The 18,934-nt window shown below is 72.8% G+C and carries 20 protein-coding genes; 11 read left to right on the top strand and 9 right to left on the bottom strand.

The features are described from left to right. Nucleotides 1-45 precede the first annotated feature (45 nt). Nucleotides 46-675: a CGNR zinc finger domain-containing protein gene (locus tag ACFWZH_RS22650; RefSeq protein ID WP_384433988.1), complete on the top strand. Its 630-nt coding sequence runs from the start codon at nt 46-48 to the stop codon at nt 673-675. On the opposite strand, the gene sodX is transcribed toward ACFWZH_RS22650, so the two are convergent. Beyond that, a complete protein-coding gene (gene sodX / locus ACFWZH_RS22645) occupies nt 579-1,049 on the bottom strand; it encodes a nickel-type superoxide dismutase maturation protease (RefSeq protein WP_384434209.1) in 471 nt (156 codons plus the stop codon). The genes ACFWZH_RS22650 and sodX overlap by 97 nt on opposite strands. Before the next feature lie 156 nt (nt 1,050-1,205). On the opposite strand from sodX, the gene sodN reads away from it, so the two are divergent. After that, nucleotides 1,206-1,601 carry a superoxide dismutase, Ni gene (gene sodN / locus ACFWZH_RS22640; protein WP_030085982.1) on the top strand — a complete coding sequence of 132 codons (396 nt, stop codon included), beginning with the start codon at nt 1,206-1,208 and terminating at the stop codon, nt 1,599-1,601. Between the two features lie 159 nt (nt 1,602-1,760). Here sodN and ACFWZH_RS22635 read toward each other — a convergent pair whose 3' ends face one another. Together ACFWZH_RS22635 and ACFWZH_RS22630 are read right to left on the bottom strand one after the other, a co-directional pair. Then, nucleotides 1,761-2,405, bottom strand: a complete 645-nt coding sequence (locus tag ACFWZH_RS22635) for a DUF4328 domain-containing protein (protein WP_384434206.1) — start codon at nt 2,403-2,405, stop codon at nt 1,761-1,763. 267 nt (nt 2,406-2,672) lie between these two features. Continuing rightward, the gene (locus ACFWZH_RS22630; RefSeq protein WP_384433984.1) at nt 2,673-2,948 is read right to left on the bottom strand and encodes a sigma factor-like helix-turn-helix DNA-binding protein; all 276 of its coding nucleotides are present in this window, start codon (nt 2,946-2,948) and stop codon (nt 2,673-2,675) included. Between the two features lie 384 nt (nt 2,949-3,332). Here ACFWZH_RS22630 and ACFWZH_RS22625 point away from each other — a divergent pair, with 384 nt between their 5' ends. The 3 genes from ACFWZH_RS22625 to ACFWZH_RS22615 all read left to right on the top strand — a co-directional run bounded on the left by ACFWZH_RS22625 (nt 3,333) and on the right by ACFWZH_RS22615 (nt 6,146). Next, the gene (locus ACFWZH_RS22625) at nt 3,333-4,253 is read left to right on the top strand and encodes a LysR family transcriptional regulator (protein WP_384433980.1); all 921 of its coding nucleotides are present in this window, start codon (nt 3,333-3,335) and stop codon (nt 4,251-4,253) included. A 159-nt stretch (nt 4,254-4,412) separates the two neighbouring features. Continuing rightward, nucleotides 4,413-4,781 carry a YciI family protein gene (locus tag ACFWZH_RS22620; protein ID WP_384433977.1) on the top strand — a complete coding sequence of 123 codons (369 nt, stop codon included), beginning with the start codon at nt 4,413-4,415 and terminating at the stop codon, nt 4,779-4,781. Nucleotides 4,782-4,862: 81 nt separating this feature from the next. Beyond that, nucleotides 4,863-6,146: an RNA polymerase sigma factor gene (locus tag ACFWZH_RS22615; protein WP_384433975.1), complete on the top strand. Its 1,284-nt coding sequence runs from the start codon at nt 4,863-4,865 to the stop codon at nt 6,144-6,146. Between the two features lie 49 nt (nt 6,147-6,195). Here ACFWZH_RS22615 and ACFWZH_RS22610 read toward each other — a convergent pair whose 3' ends face one another. Further along, nucleotides 6,196-7,155 carry a LysR family transcriptional regulator gene (locus ACFWZH_RS22610; RefSeq protein WP_384433972.1) on the bottom strand — a complete coding sequence of 320 codons (960 nt, stop codon included), beginning with the start codon at nt 7,153-7,155 and terminating at the stop codon, nt 6,196-6,198. A gap of 232 nt (nt 7,156-7,387) precedes the next feature. Here ACFWZH_RS22610 and snpA point away from each other — a divergent pair, with 232 nt between their 5' ends. After that, nucleotides 7,388-8,053 carry a snapalysin gene (gene snpA, locus ACFWZH_RS22605; protein ID WP_384433969.1) on the top strand — a complete coding sequence of 222 codons (666 nt, stop codon included), beginning with the start codon at nt 7,388-7,390 and terminating at the stop codon, nt 8,051-8,053. A 279-nt stretch (nt 8,054-8,332) separates the two neighbouring features. On the opposite strand, the gene crcB is transcribed toward snpA, so the two are convergent. From crcB to ACFWZH_RS22590, 3 genes are read right to left on the bottom strand one after another with little or no spacing between them, the layout of a single operon-like run. Next, nucleotides 8,333-8,707, bottom strand: a complete 375-nt coding sequence (gene crcB, locus ACFWZH_RS22600; protein WP_384433966.1) for a fluoride efflux transporter CrcB — start codon at nt 8,705-8,707, stop codon at nt 8,333-8,335. Further along, complete coding sequence (locus tag ACFWZH_RS22595) at nt 8,704-9,096, bottom strand: DUF190 domain-containing protein (protein WP_384433963.1); 393 nt, start codon at nt 9,094-9,096, stop codon at nt 8,704-8,706. The genes crcB and ACFWZH_RS22595 overlap by 4 nt, the downstream gene beginning before the upstream one ends. Continuing rightward, on the bottom strand, nt 9,093-9,530 hold the full coding sequence (locus ACFWZH_RS22590; protein ID WP_384433960.1) for a fluoride efflux transporter FluC: 438 nt from the start codon (nt 9,528-9,530) through the stop codon (nt 9,093-9,095). Before ACFWZH_RS22590 ends, ACFWZH_RS22595 begins: the two co-directional genes overlap by 4 nt. 102 nt (nt 9,531-9,632) lie before the next feature. Between ACFWZH_RS22590 and ACFWZH_RS22585 the strand changes: the two genes are divergently transcribed. Both ACFWZH_RS22585 and ACFWZH_RS22580 read left to right on the top strand, forming a co-directional pair. After that, nucleotides 9,633-10,367 carry a FadR/GntR family transcriptional regulator gene (locus ACFWZH_RS22585; RefSeq protein WP_384433957.1) on the top strand — a complete coding sequence of 245 codons (735 nt, stop codon included), beginning with the start codon at nt 9,633-9,635 and terminating at the stop codon, nt 10,365-10,367. After that, nucleotides 10,364-11,617, top strand: a complete 1,254-nt coding sequence (locus ACFWZH_RS22580; RefSeq protein WP_384433954.1) for a CynX/NimT family MFS transporter — start codon at nt 10,364-10,366, stop codon at nt 11,615-11,617. Before ACFWZH_RS22585 ends, ACFWZH_RS22580 begins: the two co-directional genes overlap by 4 nt. 50 nt (nt 11,618-11,667) lie before the next feature. Here the strand turns inward: ACFWZH_RS22580 and ACFWZH_RS22575 are convergent, their stop codons facing one another. Further along, nucleotides 11,668-12,753 (bottom strand): magnesium and cobalt transport protein CorA, encoded by a 1,086-nt coding sequence (locus tag ACFWZH_RS22575; RefSeq protein ID WP_384434203.1) that lies wholly within the window; start codon nt 12,751-12,753, stop codon nt 11,668-11,670. 132 nt (nt 12,754-12,885) lie between these two features. Next, nucleotides 12,886-14,400: an MFS transporter gene (locus ACFWZH_RS22570; protein WP_384433951.1), complete on the bottom strand. Its 1,515-nt coding sequence runs from the start codon at nt 14,398-14,400 to the stop codon at nt 12,886-12,888. Nucleotides 14,401-14,492: 92 nt separating this feature from the next. Here ACFWZH_RS22570 and ACFWZH_RS22565 point away from each other — a divergent pair, with 92 nt between their 5' ends. The 3 genes from ACFWZH_RS22565 to ACFWZH_RS22555 all read left to right on the top strand — a co-directional run bounded on the left by ACFWZH_RS22565 (nt 14,493) and on the right by ACFWZH_RS22555 (nt 18,921). Then, complete coding sequence (locus tag ACFWZH_RS22565) at nt 14,493-15,485, top strand: helix-turn-helix transcriptional regulator (RefSeq protein ID WP_384433948.1); 993 nt, start codon at nt 14,493-14,495, stop codon at nt 15,483-15,485. Nucleotides 15,486-15,555: 70 nt separating this feature from the next. Continuing rightward, nucleotides 15,556-17,844, top strand: a complete 2,289-nt coding sequence (locus ACFWZH_RS22560; RefSeq protein ID WP_384433945.1) for a heavy metal translocating P-type ATPase — start codon at nt 15,556-15,558, stop codon at nt 17,842-17,844. 138 nt (nt 17,845-17,982) lie between these two features. Beyond that, a complete protein-coding gene (locus ACFWZH_RS22555; protein ID WP_384433942.1) occupies nt 17,983-18,921 on the top strand; it encodes a beta-ketoacyl-ACP synthase III in 939 nt (312 codons plus the stop codon). The last annotated feature ends 13 nt before the right edge of the window (nt 18,922-18,934 follow it).

Raw genomic sequence — 18,934 nt, 5'->3', positions numbered from 1 at the left:
ACGAGCGAACACCCGCACCCTAACCCCCGCCCGTAAGGACCACAAGTGGAACTGGCCTATTACTCGGACTACGCCGTGCGACTGGTCAACAGCGAGCAGCCCGAGCGCGGCGGTGACAGCCTCACCTCGGTGGAGGCCGTACGCGAGCTCTTCGGCCCGGCCCAGCAGTCCGCCCGGCGCGCGACCGACAGCGACGTCACCCGGCTGCGCACGGTCCGCGCCCGGCTGCGCGCCGTCTTCGAGGCCGCCGACGCCGGCGACGAGGTCCTGGCCGTGGACCTGCTCAACGCCCTGATGATGGAGTTCCCGGTCAGCCCGCAGGTCTCCGGCCATGAGTACCGGGACGACGACGGGCGCCCCAAGTGGCACATGCACATCGCCGACCACGCGGCCAACGCCACGGCCGGCTTCACCGCGACCGCCTGCATGGGCCTGGCCTTCCACCTCACCGAGCTGGGCGTGGACCGGCTCGGCATCTGCGAGGCGCGGCCCTGCCGCAACGTCTACGTGGACACCTCGACCAACCGCTCGCGGCGCTACTGCTCCGACCGCTGCGCCACCCGCGCCAACGTCGCCGCCTACCGCGCCCGCAAGCGCCTGGAGAGCGAACGCTCGGCCCTCACGGGACGGACCGCGGACACCGCCCAGGACAGCACTCCGGCCACCGACCGCTGAATCCCCCGCGGCGAGCGGAGGCGCACCCAGGCGCGGGCGACGACCAGTTCGTCCGGGACCGCACCGAATTCCCGGCTGTCGTTCTCGACGAACGGATTGTCCCCCTGGACCCACCAGCCGCCGTCGCACCGCCGCACGGCGCGCTTGACGATCAGCAGGTCCTGCCGGAACGGGTGCCGCAGCACGACCACGTCACCGGGCCGCACCGCCGCCCCGTACTGCACCACCAACTGGTCACCGGGCAGCAGCGACGGCACCATTGACGGGTTGTAGACCTCGGCCAGGCCGAACGCCCGCAGCAGTCCGCCCCGCTCGTGCCCCGGATCCGCGCCCTCGCCCTGCTCCGGGCCACGCTCGTGCACCCGCTCCGGCATCCCGTACCTCCCGGTCCGACCGCTCACCGGTCCATCCTCCATCAGTCCCAGCGTGACACTGGACTTTTGCCCTAAGACCCCCGGGCCACCCGCGAAAAGCCTTCCCGCACCGAGTAATCTCGCACCTGAGAAGACGATCACGAGGAAGGACTGAACATGCTTTCCCGCCTGTTCGCCCCCAAGGTCAAGGTCAGCGCCCACTGCGACCTGCCCTGCGGCGTGTACGACCCGGCCCAGGCCCGCATCGAGGCCGAGTCGGTCAAGGCCGTCCAGGAGAAGTACCAGGCCAACGAGGACGCAGACTTCCGCACCCGCGCCGTCCTGATCAAGGAGCAGCGCGCGGAGCTGGCCAAGCACCACGTCTCGGTGCTGTGGAGCGACTACTTCAAGCCCCCGCACTTCGAGAAGTACCCGGAGCTGCACCAGCTGGTCAACGACACCCTCAAGGCGCTCAGCGCCGCCAAGGGTTCCAACGACCCGGCCACCGGCCAGAAGGCGCTGGACTACATCGCCCAGATCGACAAGATCTTCTGGGAGACCAAGAAGGCCTGAAACATTGGCTAGGCCGTTTGACCTGCGGCTTCGCGGGTCACATCGCCTTCCTGTCCGCACCCGGTCCGTAGGCCGCCGAGCACGGCGTCCCTGACGGACCGGGTGCGGTCTTCTTCGTTCGGGGTCTGGGGGGGCCGACGGGTCAGGGGCGGACCGGCCCTAGCGCAGGTGTTCGCGCTGTACCGCGGTGAGGGCGCGGACGACGAAGACGCCGGCCACGGCCGCGCCGACGACGGCCGCATCGACCACCAGCAGCTGGGGTGCGCCCGTGTAGGCGCGGGCGATGACGGCGTCCGTGGTGCCGGCGTACAGGCTCGCCCCGCCCAGGGAGCCGACCAGCCACAGGCCCCACCACCAGTTCACGGCGCGGGGCAGGCGCTCGCCGGGGGCGCCGGAACGGTGGACGTCCGCGACGATCCCCCGGGGGATCCACAGGTTGGCGACGGGGACGATCCAGCCGGCGTAGACCCATGGCCAGGCGTAGCGCGGGCGCCGGCCCGAGAGGGTCTGCGCGTTGTCCCGGACGCGCCACAGCCAGGCCAGGAAGGCGATCGCGCAGAGCACCGTGACCGCGTCTCCCAGGGCACTGACGAGGTGGTAGGCGTTCTCCAGCCCGGTCAGTGTGCGGTGCCGGCCGTCGCCCTGGTCCGGCGGTCCGGACGCCGGCCGGCCGGCCGTGGCGAGCAGGATCTGCCATACCGCCCGGGCCGCCCAGGCCGCCCCGGCGAGGACGAGGGCGGCGACGGCGCAGCGGGCCGCTCCCCGGACCGGGCGCAGCGCGGGCGGCGTTATGTGATCGTTCACCTGGTCGTCCTTGTTCCTGCGGAAGGTCGCGTCGGCCACCGGCCGCTCCGTCGATCCGGCGTCGCCCCTCGACGTTGAGGGGCGGAGAGATGGGGGTGATCCGCGGGGTTCGGGGCGGCCGACGTCGTCGTGGCGCACCGTCGCGGGGGAACGACTCCTCCGAGCGGACCCGTCCGGCCACTGTAGCGAAGGAGCCTCCCACGCGTTGACCTGTGCGCGTACGGCCGGGTGACGGAGCCGGGCCGGGTGCGTCCGCCCTCCGGCCCGTCAGTCGTCGAGGGGCAGAGCCGTGCCCCGCACCCGGCGGCGGGCGCGGTCGACGAGGTGGCGGGCCGCGGCGGGGCCGCCGCCGACGAGGGGGGCGATCGCGTCGGACGGCAGGGAGAACAGGTCGTGCAGGACGAAGGCGAGGCGCTCGGCCGGGGTGAGGGTCTCCAGGGCGGCGAGGAGAGCCAGGCCGACGGAGTCCGCCAGCCTGGCCTGTCGCTCGGGGCCGGGGCGTTCGGGGCCGGTGCATTCGGGGCCGGTGTCGTGTGCGTCCATCGGTCGCCTTCCTCCGTCATCTCGTGTCGGAGCAATGACTCGCGAAGCCGTACCGATGTGACGGACGGGGGCGGGGCGGGCCTACTCGATTCAAGACTGCGGACGGGCTCCTCGAACTCGTCCCAGTCTTGATTCCGGACGAACCGCCCCTGCCCACCAGGCCGTTGTGGATGTCCCTCCAGGTCCACATATCCCCCGCCGTCCCCGGGGATATAGCGTGCACCGGCGCCCGGAACTCCGTATCCCCGAACCGGGCGAGAACCGGGCGCATTTCGTTCCGGCCGGGTGGTCGATAATCCGGAAGAGCTCATGGATGCGCAGAGAACGGCGATTGATACCCTCTCCGGCATAAGAGGGGCGTGCCGCCGCCCCGACGGGGGAATCATGACGACGGATCCGAGTACGCATCAGTTACGTCTGCTTCTCGTGCTGGCGGAGGAGCTGCACTTCGGCCGGGCGGCCAAGCGCCTGTTCATCAGCCAGCCCGCGTTCAGCCGGCAGATCCGCATGCTGGAGGAGCACCTGGGCGTGGCCCTCGTCGAGCGGTCCACGCGTCGTGTCGCACTCACCCCGGCCGGGGAGGCGCTGCTGCCGCGGGTGCGGGCCGTGGTCGACGCCGTCGAGGAGTTGCACGGCGCCGCCGATGCCCTGTCCCACCCGCAGGCGGACCGGGTGGTGCTCGGCTCGTACATCTCCGCGCTGCCCGCGCTGCGGATTCTCTTCGACCGGGTGTGCGGGCACCTTCCGGGCCCCGGGATCGAGTGGCGGGACGTGGACAACGTCGAGCAGGTGAGCGCCCTTGTGGAGGGGAAGGTCGACGCGGTGGTGTGCTACGGGCCCATGCCCGACGGCATCCACACGCTCCAGCTGGGGACCGAAGCCCGGTACGTCTGCCTGCCCGACACCCACCCGCTGGCGGACCGGGACTCGCTGACCCTCGCCGAGCTGGCCGATCTGCCCGTCATCGGCTACTCACCGGACGTGGACGCGCGGTGGCGCGCGTTCTGGGCCGCCGACCCGCGCCCCGACGGCACTCCCGTGCGCTACTCCCGCCACACGGCGACCACCCTGGAGTCCGCGGTCTCCGCCGTCAGCCTGGGACACGGCATCCGCTTCCTGTCCGAAGGCTGTCTGGACCTGATGCCCCGGCCCGGCATCCGCTATCTCGCCGTCACCGACCTGGCCCCCTGCATCGCGGTGCTCGCCTGGTCGGCCGAGCGCCCCCGCAGCCCGGCCCTCAGCTCGTTCCAGATGCTGCTGCGCGACTACGCCGACACCATCAACCGCAGGTGGAACATGCTCTGAGCGCCCGGGGGCGGGCCGGGCCGGAAGAAAACCAAAAAAACTTCCGTGACCGGTGTCGATTCCGGCGAGGGGTGTTCGTCGCGTGAGTGAGGGGGCGGATGATCCGGACCACGGATTCCGCTCCCCGGAACCATCGGACACACCGCGGAGGAGACCGCCATGCGCTTCATGATGCTGATCAAGATCGACGAGAACGACGTTCCGGACGGCGGGCCGAGCCCGGAGCTGATGGAGGAGATGGGCCGGCTGCTCGACGAGATGACCAAGGCCGGGGTGCTGCTGGACACCGCCGGGCTGGCGCCGAGCGCACAGGGCACGCGGCTGCACCTGTCGGGCGGGAAGATCACCGCGACCGACGGGCCGTTCACCGAGGCCAAGGAGGTCATCGGCGGATACGCGCTCATCCAGGCCGCGTCCCAGGAGGAGGCGGTCGAATGGGCGACGCGGTTCCTGCGGGTGCACGGGGACGAGTGGACGGTGACGTCGGAGATCCGGCAGGTGGAGGAGCCGCCGCAGCCCGGTGCCTGAGCGGCGCCCTCACCCGGTCCGGCCGGGCCCCGGAAGTCCGCGGATTGCCGCGCCGGGGCCCGGGTGCTGTGATGGGTGCCCGTGACGGCCAGGCAGACGGCGGGCGAGGCGCAGCGCGCGATCGAAGCGGTGTTCAGGATCGAGTCCGCGCGGCTGATCGCCGGGCTGACCCGGATCGTGGGCGAGGTGGGACTCGCCGAGGAGCTGGCGCAGGACGCCATGGTGGCGGCGCTGGAGCGGTGGCCGAAGACCGGTGTCCCGGAGAATCCGGGTGCCTGGCTGATGGCCACCGCGAAGAACCGGGCGATCGACCTGCTGCGCCGCCAGGAGAGGCTGGCCCGGAAGGTGGCCGCCCTGGGGCGCGACGCGCAGAGCGGACCGAGCTGGGCCGAGGCCGATTTCGAGCGGGTGGTGGACAGCGCGGAGATCGAGGACGACCTGCTGCGGCTGGTCTTCGTCGCCTGTCATCCGGTGCTGTCCACCCGGGCCCGGGTCACACTGACCCTGCGGCTGGTGGGCGGGCTGCGGACCGACGAGATCGCGCGCGCCTTCCTGGTGTCGGAGCCGACGGTGCAGCAGCGGATCGTCCGGGCCAAGAAGCGGCTGGCCCAGGCGCGGGTGCCGTTCGAGGTGCCGGGACGCGGGGAGCTGACCGAGCGGCTGTCGTCCGTACTGGAGGTCGTCTACCTGGTCTTCAACGAGGGCTACGCGGCCACGGCCGGGGACGACTGGATGCGGCCGGCACTGTGCGAGGAGGCGCTGCGGCTGGGGCGGATGGTGGCCGGGCTGCTGCCGCGGGAGCCGGAGGCGCACGGGCTGGTGGCGCTGATGGAGATCCAGGCGTCGCGGTCGGCCGCGCGGACCGGGCCGCACGGCGAGCCGGTGCTGCTGCTGGAGCAGAACCGGTCGCGCTGGGACCGGCTGCTGATCCGGCGCGGTCTGGCCGCGCTCGCCCGCGCCGAGGAGCTGGGCGGGACGGTCGGCCCGTACGCCCTGCAGGCCGCGATCGCCGCCTGCCACGCCCGGGCGCGCACCGCCGCGGAGACCGACTGGCCGCGGATCGCGCTGCTGTACGAGGCGCTGGCGCGGGTCGCGCCCTCACCGGTCGTGGAGCTGAACCGGGCGGTGGCGGTGGGCATGGCGTTCGGGGCCGAGCAGGCACTGGCCATCGTGGACGAGCTGGCGGCGGAGGGCACACTGTGCGGATACCACCTGCTGCCGAGCGTACGGGGCGATCTGCTGGACCGGTTGGGGCGGCGGACGGAGGCCCGTGAGGAGTTCCTGCGGGCGGCGTCGCTGACCCGCAACGCCCGCGAGCGGACCCTGCTGGAGGAACGGGCGGCGCGGCTGCGGCCCCCTTCGTAGCCCGGCGAGTCGATTCCACGATGCGGGGCTCGCGGGGGGGGACGGGTTCCTAGGTCGCCACCGGCAGCGGCCCGTCATGGCGTACGAGCCAGGCCCGATAGGCCTCGCTCGCCCAGGCGATCTCCATGTACGAGGCGGTCAGGTCGGCGAACAGGTCGTCCTGGGAGGCGGCCGGGGTGCCGTCCTGGCGGCAGGCCATGAAGAGGCGGACGGCCAGCGGGTCGCCGTACAGCGGGCGGATGGCCATGCCGGGCCGGGAGCGGGCGGTCGGCTGGCAGGGGGTGACCACCTCGCCGGCCGTGACGAGGTCCACGGTGGTGAGGTAATCGCCGTGCGTGACCTTGGGGTTGACGCCCGCGGCGGCCCAGATGCGGCGCAGGCCCGCCCACTCGCCGTCCACGGTCGGGTCCACCATCCACTGGTCGTCGGCGAGGTCCGCGACCCGGACGATCTCCTTGGCGGCGGCCGGGTGGGAGTCCGCCAGCGCGATGAACTGCGGTTCCCTGGCGATGAGCTCGTGCTCGACCAGACCGTCGGGGATCCGCAGCGGCACGCCCTCGACCTCGTGCACGAAGGCGGCGTCGAGCTGCCCCATGGCGACCATGTGCAGCAGGGCGTTGGCGGACACATCGGTACGTATCGTCGTGTCCGTCTCCGGCAGCCGCACCCGCAGCCGGCGCAGCCAGCCGGCGACCGCGGGGCTGTTGGTGCTGCCGATGTGCAGCCGTGCGCCCTGTTCGCGGTGGGAGGCCGAGGCGACCTCGTCGACAAGGGCCCGCATTTCGGCCACTATCGGTCTCGCCCGGCACAGCACCGAATGCCCCAGCGGCGTCGGCCGGCTGCCGGTCGACTCCCGGAAGAAGAGCTGGCCGCCCAGGGCCTTCTCGATGCGGTGGAGCTGGGTCGTCAAGGATGGCTGGGTCATGCCCAGCTGCCGTGCCGCCTTGCGTACGCTGCCTGAGTCGGCGATGGCGCACAGCGCGCGAAGATGCCTTACCTCGAGCTCCACGTCCGGAGCATAACGACCACGGCATCCGTCACACCAGACTCTCAAACCCGCCGGAACTCGCCTTTTTTCCCAAGTCCCTTGGCAGGGGTATAGAGCGGTGCTATCGCCACCTGGCATCTCCGTCTTCCGGGTGAACTCCGTCCAGACTCAACGGCACCAAGAAATCCGCAGGGCCCCGGTCGCCGCCCCACACGGCGACCGTACGGCCCTCGGAAATTAAGGAGCCCCCCACATGAGATCTCCTAAGACGGCGCTGTCGGCGGCGCTCGGTCTGGGCCTCGCCGCCACGCTCGCGATCGCCGCGCCGGTGTCGGCATCCTCCCCCTCCCCCGGCAAGTCCGCCCGCAGCACCGCCGCTTCGATCGCGGCGTACAACGGGTCGGCGGCCGAGAAGGCCGACACCAAGGCGTTCTTCGAGGCCGTGATGAAGTCGGCCAGGGCCAAGATGAAGGCCAACCCGCACGCGGCCTCGGTCACCGTGACCTACGACGCCAGCGCGGCGCCGACGTTCAAGGGCCAGATAGCCGAGAGCACGTCGATCTGGAACAGCGCCGTGAAGAACGTGCAGCTGCAGGAAGGCAGCGGCGGCGACTTCCAGTACCGCGAGGGCAACGACCCGCGTGGTTCGTACGCCAGCACCGACGGCCACGGCAAGGGCTTCGTCTTCCTGGACTACCAGCAGAACCAGGAGTACAACTCCACCCGCGTCACCGCGCACGAGACCGGCCATGTGCTGGGTCTGCCCGACCACTACGAGGGTCCGTGCAGCGAGCTGATGTCCGGTGGCGGCCCCGGTACGTCCTGCCAGAACAGCCAGCCGGACGACAACGAACGCGCCAAGGTGGAGCAGCTGTGGGCCAACGGCCTGGCGGGTGTCCACTTCGGCAAGGCGTCCTGACCCGGCGCCCGGTCTGAACCTCACCACACCTTCTGCACCGAAAAGCACCTTCGCGCACCACGAGTTCGGCGGTGGTCCGCGGTCCGGACCGTACTGACGGAGGGCGGTCCGGCCCCGGCCTGGGGCTGACGAGTGCCGGAACCTGGCGGCCGGCCCTCGTACCCCCACCAGCCCTCGCAGTTCCTGCGCCGCCCAGGGCGGTGGGGCTCCTCCACGAGCCCCACCGCTTTCGTGTGTCCGCCGCCGGGCGCCCCGGTCCGCGAAGGGCTCGTCGGAACCTCAGCCCCACAGGGCACGGGCTGCGGCCGCGCCGGCGAACGCGGCCGCCAGCGCGGCCAGCACGCCGGCCGCGGCGTTGAGCACCGCGTAGCCCCGCGCCCCGTCCGCCGCCAGCCGGAACGTCTCGTAGGAGAAGGTCGAGTACGTCGTCAGGGCGCCGCACAGGCCGGTGCCCACCAGCAGCTGGACGTGCGAGGAGGCCGCGCCGGCGGCGGCCGCGCCGGTGAGCAGGCCGAGGATCAGCGAGCCGACGGTGTTGACGACGAAGGTCCCCCACGGGAAGACCGTGCCGTACCGCGCCTGGACGTAGCGGTCGGTCAGGAAGCGCAGCGGCGCCCCGACCATCGCGCCGGCCACCACCAGCAGCCAGTTCACCCGCGTCCGCCCTCCTCGGGGCGTGCGCCGTCGGTGTCCGCGGCCGGGTAGGCGATCATCTCGCACGCGTCGAGCGTCACCAGGCCGCCGCCGGCGAGGAGTTCGTCGAGCTGCGGGAGGAAGGCCCGTACCCGCTCCTGCGCGTCGACGACGACGATCGTGACCGGCAGCTCCTCGCTCAGCGACAGCAGCCGCTGGGTGTGGATGACCGAGGTGGCGCCGAAGCCCTCGATACCGCGGAAGACGCTGGCGCCGGCCAGCCCGGCCGCGCGGGCGCGCAGCACGATCTCCGCGTAGAGGGGCTTGTGGTGCCAGAGCTCCTGTTCGCCGACCAGGACCGTGAGCCGCAGCGCGGGGGCGCCGGCGGGGTGTGCCGCGCCGTGGGTCATACCGTCCGCCGCCTCAGTGCGAGCAGTGCGCGGGCGGCGACGACCGCGCCCCACACCGCGGCGAGCGCGGCGAGCAGGGTGGCCGCGAGGTAGGTCAGGGCGAGCAGCGGCTGCCGGGCGTCGGTCAGCCGCTGGACGTCGACCGCGTAGGTGGAGAAGGTGGTGAAGCCGCCGAGGACGCCGGTGCCCAGGAAGGGGCGCAGCAGCCGGTGGGCCGACCAGACCTCGGTGATCAGCACCATCAGCACGCCCATCAGCGCACAGCCCACGACGTTGACGGCCAGCGTCGTCCAGGGGAAGGCGCCGGTGGCGGTGGGCCACAACAGCGCGGCACCGTAGCGCGCCGTGGCGCCGGCCGCGCCGCCCGCGGCCACCGCGCCGACGACCGGCCACTGGCCCTCCCAGGGCGCCGCCCGGCGGGCTCGCTCGTCCATATGTCTCCCGGGATCTTCGGCGCCACCAGGCTATCCCCGCCCATTTGACACCGCCAAACATGGGATGTTCCCATCACCGGTGGAATCAAGACGGAGGACGCCATGCCGCTGCGCAGCACCACCCGCACCAACCTGGTGGACCTGGTCATCGAGCAGATGGAGGGCCTGATCGCCGACGGCGAGTGGCAGGTCGGGACGAAGATCCCCGCCGAGCCCGCGCTGGTCGAACAGCTCGACGTAGGCCGCAACACCGTCCGTGAGGCCGTGCGCGCGCTGGTGCACACCGGGCTGCTGGAGCCGCGCCAGGGCGACGGCACCTACGTCCGCGCCAGCAGCGGCTTCGGTGCCGCCGTGCAGCGCAGACTGCGGCGGGCCGGCGACCTGGAGGCGTTCGAGGTGCGTGCCTGCCTGGAGCGCGATGCCGCGCGCTACGCCGCGCAGCGCCGCACCGACGAGGACCTCGCCGCGCTGCGCGCCACCCTCGCCGACCGCGACCGGGCCTGGAAGAGCGGCGATCTGGACGCCTTCATCGACGCGGACGTGGACTTCCACCGCACCATCGCCGCCGCGGCCCACAACAGCGTCCTCGCCGAGCTGTACGAGCACCTCAGCGACGCCCTGCGCGCGACGCTGCAGTCGGTCATCGGCGCCCCCGTCCCCGATTCCGTACGCAACCAGTACGACGCACACGAGGCCATCGTCGACGCCATCGAGGCACGGGACGCCGAGGGCGCCGAGCGTGCCGCGCTGGCGCACCTCGCCCAGGGCATGGCCGCCCTGCGCGAGAGCGCCGGCGACCGCGCGGAGTCCGACCGCCCGAAGGGAACCCAGCAGTGACCCGGGACCAGACCAGCGCGCCCGCGCCCGCCCCGGCCCCGGCCACGTCGCCGGCGCCCCCGCCCGGCGCCGGCGGCCGCCGCGCCCTCCACCTCGGCATCGGCGTCGTCCTGCTGGCCTTGAACCTGCGCCCCGCGCTGGTCGCCGTCTCCCCGCTGGCCGGCACCATCCGCGACGACAGCGGGATGTCGGCCGCCGCGACGAGTCTGCTCACCGCGCTGCCGCTGCTCTGCTTCGGCCTGCTGGCGCCGTTCGCGCCGCGGCTGGGGCGGCGGCTGGGCATGGAGCGGTCGCTGCTCGGCACGATGGCGCTGATCTGCCTGGGCACCGCGCTGCGCCTGCTGGACTCGGTGGTGGCGCTGTTCGCCGGGACGATCGTGATCGGCGCCGGGATAGCCGTCGCCAACGTCCTGCTGCCCGGCCTGATCAAGCGCGACTTCCCGGCCCGGGCGGGCCTGATGACCGGCCTGTACTCCATGTCGCTCTTCGGCGGCGCGGCACTGGCGGCCGGGATCACCGTCCCCGTGCAGCAGGCCGCCGGTCTGAACTGGCAGGCGACGCTGGCCTGCTGGGGCGCGCTGGCGGTGCTGGCGCTGGTCTGCTGGCTGCCGCAGGTCCGCCGCCGTACGCGGGTGCCGAGCGGCGTGGCCGGCGAGGCGGCGCACCCGGTACGCGGCCTGTGGCGCGACCCCCTGGCCTGGCAGGTCACCGGGTACATGGGCCTGCAGTCGCTGAGCTACTACGCGGCCGCGGCGTGGCTGCCGACGATGCTCCACGACGCCGGGCTGGGCGCGGGCGACGCCGGCTGGATGCTCTCCTTCTCCTCGTTGCTGGGCATCGTGGGCTCGTTCCTCGCGCCCGTCGTCGTCGGCCGCCGGCTGCCCGCCGGTGTGCTGGCCGCCGGCTCGGCGCTGCTGTGCGCGGCCGCCTTCGCCGGCGTGCTGGTCGCGCCGGTCGGCGGCGCCTACGTCTGGATGGTGCTGCTCGGACTGGGCCAGGGCGCGGCGATCAGCCTGGCGCTGCTGTTCATCGTCCAGCGCGCCCCGGACGCCCGGCACACCGCCCAGCTGTCCAGCATGGCGCAGTGCTTCGGCTATGTCCTCGCCGCCACCGGCCCGGCCGTCCTGGGCGCCGTGCACGACGCCTCCGGCAGCTGGACGGTGCCGCTGGCGCTCCTGCTGGCGCTGCTGCTCCCGCAGATCGCGGTGGGCCTGGGCGCGGCACGACCGCGGCACGTGGCGGGCCGGTAGCCGCGCGGGAGGGGCAGGAGCGGCCCGGGGCCCGTCCGACGGGTGGGGGCCTACAGCCAGCCGTTGCGCTTGAAGCCGCGGTGGATGACCCAGCAGGCGACCACGATCAGCCCCATCACCAGCGGATAGCCGAAGGTCCAGTGCTTCTCCGGCATGTACTCGAAGTTCATCCCGTACACGCCGCAGACCATGGTCGGCACCGCCAGGATCGCGACCCAGGCGCTGATCTTGCGCATGTCCTCGTTCTGGGCGACGGTGACCTGGGCGAGATGGGCCTGGAGTATGGAGTTGAGCAGTTCGTCGAAGGCGTTGATCTGCTCGGTGACGCGGTCGAGATGGTCGGCGACGTCCCGGAAGTAGGTCTTGATGCGGGGGTCGACCTGCCGCATCGGCTGGGTCGCCAGCTCCCGCATCGGCCGGTCCAAGGGGGCCACCGCGCGCTTGAGTTCCAGCAGTTCGCGCTTGAGCTGGTAGATCCGCCCCGCGCCGGCGCCGCCGCGTACCGAGAACACCTCGCTCTCGACGTCGTCGATGTCGTCCTGGACGGCGGCCGTGACGTCCAGATAGTCGTCCACCACGAGGTCGGCGATGGCGTGCAGGACGGCGGACGGCCCGAGCGCCAGCTGCTCGGGCACCCGCTCCAGATGCTCGCGCAGCGGACCCAGCGAGCCGTGCCCGCCGTGCCGGACCGTGATCACGAAGTCGGTGCCGGTGAAGACCATGATCTCGCCGGTCTCCACCACCTCGCTGGTGTCCGTGAGCTGGTCGTGCTCGACGTAGCGGACCGTCTTGAAGACGGTGAACAGCGAGTCGTCGTAGTTCTCCAGCTTGGGCCGCTGGTGGGCGAGGACCGCGTCCTCGACGGCGAGCGGATGCAGCCCGAACAGTTCGGCGATGCCGGAGAACTCCTTCTCGGACGGCTCGTGCAGCCCGATCCAGACGAATCCCCGGCCGGATCTGCGGACCCGCCGTATCGCCACGTCGGCGGGGTGGTTGCCGTCCTGCCGTACGCCGTCCACGTACACCGCGCAGTTGACCACGGCGGTCCCGAGCGGGGAGCGCGCCGGATGGCTGAGGTCGACACCCCGGGTACGCGGCTGCGGCAGCCGGACGGCCTTGCGGAGGTTGCTGATCATCGACACCCGGCAAGTATGGACCGCGAGGGGCCGCGAGGGGTATGGCAAAGCGGCTGTTTTTGCGTGGCCGAGGGCCGCCCCGGCGACGGGCGGCCCGTGCGCCGGGGCGGTGGGGCGGCGGTGCGGCGGCCCTCAGGAGACCAGGGCCGGCTGCTGCTCCGCCGCGGCCTCGTCCGTGGCGGCCCGCTCCCCCGCCGCATGCTGCGCACCGGCCCGCCGCGGCAGCAGGAACAGCAGTCCGAGGACGACGACCAGGCCGCCGGAGACCCACCACAGGGCGTTGGTGGTGGCGTCGACGAACCCGGCGCCCGGCGCGGCCGCACCGCCCCGCTCCCCCGCGGCGTCGGCGACCTGGAAGAACGCCACCGACGACAGCCCCAGGCCGAGCGCCATGCCCAGCTGACCGGTGGTGTTGAAGATGCCGGACGCCGAACCGGAGTGCTCGGGCGGCACCTCGGAGATCGCCGCATCGGTGATCGGGGCGACGATCAGGCCCATGCCGGCGCCCATCAGCAGCATCGCCGGCACCATCTGCCAGGACGTGAGGGCGGTGCCGTAGTGCCCGGCCTGCCAGATGTAGAGCAGCGCGCCCGCCAGCATGATCAGCGCGCCGGCCTGCAGGACCTTGCGGCCGAAGCGCGGCACCAGCTTCTGTACGGACATCCCGGCCGCGGCCGAGCAGGCCAGCGAGAACGGCAGCCCGGTGAGCCCGGCGTGCAGCGGGCTCCAGCCCAGGCCCAGCTGCATATGGAGCGTCCAGATCAGGAAGAACAGGCCGCTGACCACGCCGAACGTCAGCTGGACGCCGGAGCCCGCGGCGAACGTCGTGACCTTGAAGAGGGAGAGCTCGACCAGCGGTGAGCCGTCCTTGCGGGCCTTGGCGCGCTCGTAGCGGACGAAGAGCGCCAGCACGAGGGGGCTCGCGGCCATCGAGACGAAGCCCCACAGCGGCCAGCCGTCCTCGCGGCCCTGGGTGAGCGGGTAGAGCAGCATCAGCAGGCCGACGGTGGCCAGCACGGTGCCGACGAGGTCCAGGCGCAGGGCGTCGGGGGACCGGGACTCGGTGATGAAGCGGCGGCCGAGCAGGATGCCGGCGATGCCGACCGGAAGGTTGATCAGGAAGATCGGGCGCCACTGCAGACCGAAGAGATCGCCCTCGGTGAGCAGCGCGCCGATCAGCGGGCCGCAGACCGCGCCGAGGCCGATCACCGCGCCGAACATCCCGAAGACCTTGCCGCGCTCGTTCGCGGGGAAGGTGACGTGGATGATCGCCAGCACCTGCGGCACCATCAGCGCGGCCATCGCGCCCTGCAGCACCCGGGCGCCGACCAGCATCCCGGGGGTCGCGGCGAGGCCGCACAGCGCGGAGGCCAGGGTGAAGCCACCGATGCCGAGCAGGAAGAGCTTCTTGCGGCCGTAGATGTCGCCGAGCCGGCCGCCGGTGATCAGGCCGAGGGCGAAGGCGAGGGCGTAGCCGGCGGTGACCCACTGCAGGGCACTGAAGGAGGCGCCGGTGTCCCGCTGGATGCTGGGGATGGCGATGTTGACGATGGTCGCGTCGACCAGGTCCATGAAGCTGGCCGTGAGGACGACGGCGAGCGCCGTCCAGCGTCTGCGGTCGGCCGTCGGGGCGACGGTCGTGGTCATGGCGTTCTCCAGTGATCGGCTCGTTCGACGTCGTCGACACTAGGGTCCGTGTAGGACAGCACCGGTCCTATTTGGACGGGCATCATCGGTCCATGAGTGAGACGTCGGCACGACTGCTGAATCTGCTGTCCCTGCTGCAGACCCCGCGCGAATGGCCCGGCAGCGAGCTGGCCGGGCGGCTGCGGGTCACCACCCGCACGATCCGCCGCGACATCGAGCGGCTGCGCGAGCTGGGCTACCCCGTGCACGCCACGATGGGCGCGGAGGGCGGCTACCGGCTGGCCGCGGGCACCGCGATGCCGCCGCTGCTGCTGGACGACGAGGAGGCGGTGGCGATCGCGGTCGGCCTGCGCTCGGCGGCCGGCCACACCATCGAGGGCATCGAGGAGGCGTCCGTACGGGCGCTGGCCAAGCTCGAACAGGTGCTGCCGGCCCGGCTGCGGCGCCGGGTGGGCACGCTCGGCACGGCCACCGTCCCGATGCCCACCGGTGACGGGCCGACCGTCGACCCGGAGCATCTGACGGTGCTGGCCGCCGCCATCGCCAACCACGAGCGGCTGCGCTTCGCCTATCGGGCGGGCGCCGGCGCCCGCAGCAAGCGCCTGGTGGAGCCGCACCGGCTGGTCGCGGCGGGGCGGCGCTGGTACCTCGTCGCCTACGACAACGACCGCGAGGACTGGCGGATCTTCCGGGTGGACCGGCTGAGCGAGCCGTTCCCCACCGGCGTGCGGACCCCGCCGCGCGAGCTGCCCGCCGCCGACGCGGGGGCGTACGTGCGCGAGCGGATGCAGGGGATGGCCCCGGCCCACCGGGCCGTGGCGACGGTCCACGCACCGGCCGCCGAGGTGTCCGCCCGGCTGGGCGGAGCGGCGGCGGGCGAGGTCACCGCGCTCGACGAGGCGTCCTGCCGCTGGCACAGCGCCCCCGAGTCCCTGGAGTGGCTGGCGGTGCGGCTGGCCATGTTGGGGCGCGAGTTCACGGTGCACGAGCCGCCGGAGCTGGCCGCGTATCTGCGGGCGATGGCGGGACGGGTGAGCCGGGCGACGGGGCCGGCGGCGGAGGAGGTGGCAGAAAACACGCCCTGACGGAATACCCCTAGGGGGTATATGGTTGCGATAGTCGAAGGGCACACTCGCACCAGACCGAGGAGCGCGCATGACCACCGTGACCGGAGAGCGCGGCATCGAGCTGCAGATCGGCGGGATGACCTGCGCCTCGTGCGCCGCCCGCGTCGAGAAGAAGCTCAACCGCATGGAGGGCGTCACCGCCACCGTCAACTACGCCACCGAAAAGGCGCAGGTCGCCTACGAGGGCGAGGTCTCGGTCGCGGACCTGATCGCGACGGTGGAGCGGACCGGCTACACCGCGGCCGTCCCCGAGCCGCCGGCCGCCGCACCGGCCCCTTCCGAGGCCGGCGGCGACGCCGGGGACGCGGCGGACGACGGGGCCGACGCCCTCGCCCCGCTGCGGCAGCGCCTGCTGGTCTCCCTCGCCCTGACCGTCCCGGTGATCCTGATGGCGATGGTGCCGCCGCTGCAGTTCACCTACTGGCAGTGGTTGTCACTGACCCTCGCCGCCCCGGTGGTGGCGTACGGCGCCTGGCCGTTCCACAAGGCCGCCTGGACGAATCTGCGGCACGGCGCCGCCACGATGGACACCCTCATCTCGATGGGCACCCTCGCGGCGCTGGGCTGGTCGCTGTGGGCGCTGTTCCTCGGCCACGCCGGCATGCCCGGGATGACGCACCCCTTCGAGCTGACCATCGCCCGCACCGACGGCAGCAGCTCCATCTACCTGGAGGCCGCGGCCGGCGTCACCACCTTCATCCTGGCCGGGCGCTACTTCGAGGCGCGCGCCAAGCGGAAGGCCGGCGCGGCGCTGCGCGCACTGCTGGAGCTGGGCGCCAAGGACGTCGCCGTCCTGCGCGAGGGCCGCGAGGTGCGCGTCCCCACGGGCGAGTTGCGGGTCGGCGACCAGTTCGTCGTACGCCCCGGGGAGAAGATCGCCACCGACGGCACGGTCCTGGACGGCGCCTCCGCCGTGGACGCGTCGATGCTCACCGGCGAGTCGGTCCCGGTCGAGGTCTCCCCCGGCGACACGGTCACCGGCGCCACCGTCAACGCCGGCGGCCGGCTGGTCGTGGAGGCCACCCGGGTCGGTGCGGACACCCAGCTCGCCCGGATGGCGCGGCTGGTGGAGGAGGCCCAGAACGGCAAGGCCGCGGCGCAGCGGCTGGCCGACCGGATCTCCGCGGTGTTCGTCCCGGCCGTGATCGTGCTCGCCCTGGCCACCCTCGCCTACTGGCTCGCCACCGGCGCCGGCGCGGTGGCCGCCTTCACCGCGGCCGTCGCCGTCCTGATCATCGCCTGCCCGTGCGCCCTGGGGCTGGCCACCCCGACCGCCCTGATGGTCGGCACCGGGCGGGGCGCCCAGCTGGGCATCCTGCTCAAGGGGCCGGAGGTGCTGGAGTCCACCCGCAAGGTCGACACCATCGTCCTGGACAAGACCGGCACGGTCACCACCGGTGAGATGTCGCTGAACGGGATCCACCTCGCCGCGGGCGTCGACGAGACGCAGGCACTGCGGCTGGCCGGCGCCCTGGAGCACGCCTCCGAGCACCCCGTCGCCCGCGCCGTCGCCGGCGGCGCCGAGTCCCGCGTCGGCGCGCTTCCCGTCCCCGAGGATTTCGGATCCGTCCCCGGTCTGGGCGTCCGCGGAGTCGTCGAGGGGCACACCGTCCTGGTGGGCCGCGAGCGGCTGCTCACCGACCGGGGCCTCGCCCTGCCGCCCGAGCTGGCCACCGCCAAGGCGGCCGCCGAGACCGAGGGCGCCACCGCCGTCATGGTCGGCTGGGACGGCGCGGCCCGCGCGGTGCTGGTGGTCTCCGACGCGGTCAAGCCCACCAGCGCCGAGGCGGTCCGTCTGCTGCGCGGCCTGGGACTGACCCCGGTGCTGCTGACCGGCGACAACAAGGCGGTGGCCGAAGCCGTGGCGGCCGAGGTCGGTATCGACGAGGTGATCGCCGAGGTGCTTCCGGAGGACAAGGTGGCGGTCGTGGCACGGCTGCAGTCCGAGGGACGCTCGGTCGCCATGGTCGGCGACGGCGTCAACGACGCCGCCGCGCTGGCCCGTGCCGACCTGGGGCTGGCGATGGGCACCGGCACCGACGCCGCCATCGAGGCCGGCGACCTCACCCTGGTACGGGGCGATCTGCGGGCGGCGGCGGACGCCATCCGGCTGGCCCGCGCCACCCTCGGCACCATCCGGACGAACCTGTTCTGGGCGTTCGGCTACAACGTGGCCGCACTGCCGCTGGCCGCGGCCGGACTGCTCAACCCGATGATCGCCGGCGCCGCGATGGCCTTCTCCTCGGTCTTCGTCGTCGGCAACAGCCTGCGGCTGCGCCGCTTCCGTCCGCTGACCCGCGCGGCCGCCGACGGCTGACCACGCCCGACGGGCCGTCTGCGGTTCTGGCGCCTGTCTCCAGTTCTGGAGCCGGAAGATTGGTCGATCGCTCACCCGCCGGCCGCGGCCGGCGGGTGAGACTGGTGAGCCATCGACCGTCCACGTACAGGGGAACCCATGACCGGGTCACGCATCCTGGCTCTCGGCCATTACCAGCCCTCCGGCGTGCTCACCAACGACGAACTCGCCAAGATCGTCGAGACCGACGACGCCTGGATCCGCAGCCGGGTCGGCATCCGCACCCGCCATGTGGCGGCGCCCGACGAGACCGTGGACTCGATGGCGGCCGCCGCCGCGGCCAAGGCCCTGGCCGGCAGCGGCCTCGCCCCGCACGACATCGACCTGGTCCTGGTCGCCACCTGCACGGCCACCGACCGCAGCCCCAACGCCGCCGCCCGGGTCGCCGCCAAGCTCGAACTGTCCGCGCCGGCCACGATGGACATCAACGTCGTCTGCTCCGGCTTCACCCACGCGCTGGCCGTCGCCGACCACGCCATACGGTCCGGATCGGCGACGAACGCGCTGGTCATCGGCTCGGAGAAGTTCACCGACGTGGTCGACTGGACGGACCGTACGACCTGTGTGCTGGTCGGCGACGGGGCGGGCGCCGCGGTGGTCACCGCCGCGGCGGAGCCGGGCATCGGCCCGGTGCTGTGGGGCTCGGTTCCCCAGATGGGCGGCGCGGTCCGCATCGAGGGCGAGCCGGCCCGGTTCGCCCAGGAGGGCCAGACCGTCTACCGCTGGGCGACGACCCAGCTGCCGGCGATCGCCCGCCAGGTCTGCGAGCGCTCCGGGATCCAGCCCGCGGACCTCGCGGGAGTGGTGCTGCACCAGGCCAATCTGCGGATCATCGAGCCGGTCGCGGAGCGGCTCGGCGCGGTCAACGCGGTGGTAGCCAAGGACGTCGTCGACTCCGGCAACACCTCCGCCGCCTCGGTGCCGCTGGCGCTGTCCAAGCTGGTCGAGCGCCAGGAGATCGCCTCCGGCGACCCGGTCCTGCTGTTCGCCTTCGGCGGCAACCTCTCGTACGCGGGGCAGGTCATCCGCTGCCCGTGAGGCACGGGGGCGC

Origin of the sequence: Streptomyces sp. NPDC059008, assembly GCF_042749045.1 — a bacterium.
Taxonomy (GTDB): domain Bacteria; phylum Actinomycetota; class Actinomycetes; order Streptomycetales; family Streptomycetaceae; genus Streptomyces.
The sequence above is the reverse complement of the archived record's forward strand: the minus strand, read 5'-3'. Positions and strand labels throughout refer to the sequence as shown.

Bases quoted from the DNA above. Each gene is read 5' to 3' on its own strand.
- sodX (WP_384434209.1), bottom strand. From the start codon at position 1,049: ATGCCGGAGCGGGTGCACGAGCGTGGCCCGGAGCAGGGCGAGGGCGCG.
- sodN (WP_030085982.1), top strand. From the start codon at position 1,206: ATGCTTTCCCGCCTGTTCGCCCCCAAGGTCAAGGTCAGCGCCCACTGC.
- ACFWZH_RS22630 (WP_384433984.1), bottom strand. From the start codon at position 2,948: ATGGACGCACACGACACCGGCCCCGAATGCACCGGCCCCGAACGCCCC.
- ACFWZH_RS22625 (WP_384433980.1), top strand. From the start codon at position 3,333: ATGACGACGGATCCGAGTACGCATCAGTTACGTCTGCTTCTCGTGCTG.
- ACFWZH_RS22620 (WP_384433977.1), top strand. From the start codon at position 4,413: ATGCGCTTCATGATGCTGATCAAGATCGACGAGAACGACGTTCCGGAC.
- snpA (WP_384433969.1), top strand. From the start codon at position 7,388: ATGAGATCTCCTAAGACGGCGCTGTCGGCGGCGCTCGGTCTGGGCCTC.
- ACFWZH_RS22595 (WP_384433963.1), bottom strand. From the start codon at position 9,096: ATGACCCACGGCGCGGCACACCCCGCCGGCGCCCCCGCGCTGCGGCTC.
- ACFWZH_RS22590 (WP_384433960.1), bottom strand. From the start codon at position 9,530: ATGGACGAGCGAGCCCGCCGGGCGGCGCCCTGGGAGGGCCAGTGGCCG.
- ACFWZH_RS22585 (WP_384433957.1), top strand. From the start codon at position 9,633: ATGCCGCTGCGCAGCACCACCCGCACCAACCTGGTGGACCTGGTCATC.
- ACFWZH_RS22575 (WP_384434203.1), bottom strand. From the start codon at position 12,753: ATGATCAGCAACCTCCGCAAGGCCGTCCGGCTGCCGCAGCCGCGTACC.
- ACFWZH_RS22570 (WP_384433951.1), bottom strand. From the start codon at position 14,400: ATGACCACGACCGTCGCCCCGACGGCCGACCGCAGACGCTGGACGGCG.
- ACFWZH_RS22565 (WP_384433948.1), top strand. From the start codon at position 14,493: ATGAGTGAGACGTCGGCACGACTGCTGAATCTGCTGTCCCTGCTGCAG.
- ACFWZH_RS22560 (WP_384433945.1), top strand. From the start codon at position 15,556: ATGACCACCGTGACCGGAGAGCGCGGCATCGAGCTGCAGATCGGCGGG.
- ACFWZH_RS22555 (WP_384433942.1), top strand. From the start codon at position 17,983: ATGACCGGGTCACGCATCCTGGCTCTCGGCCATTACCAGCCCTCCGGC.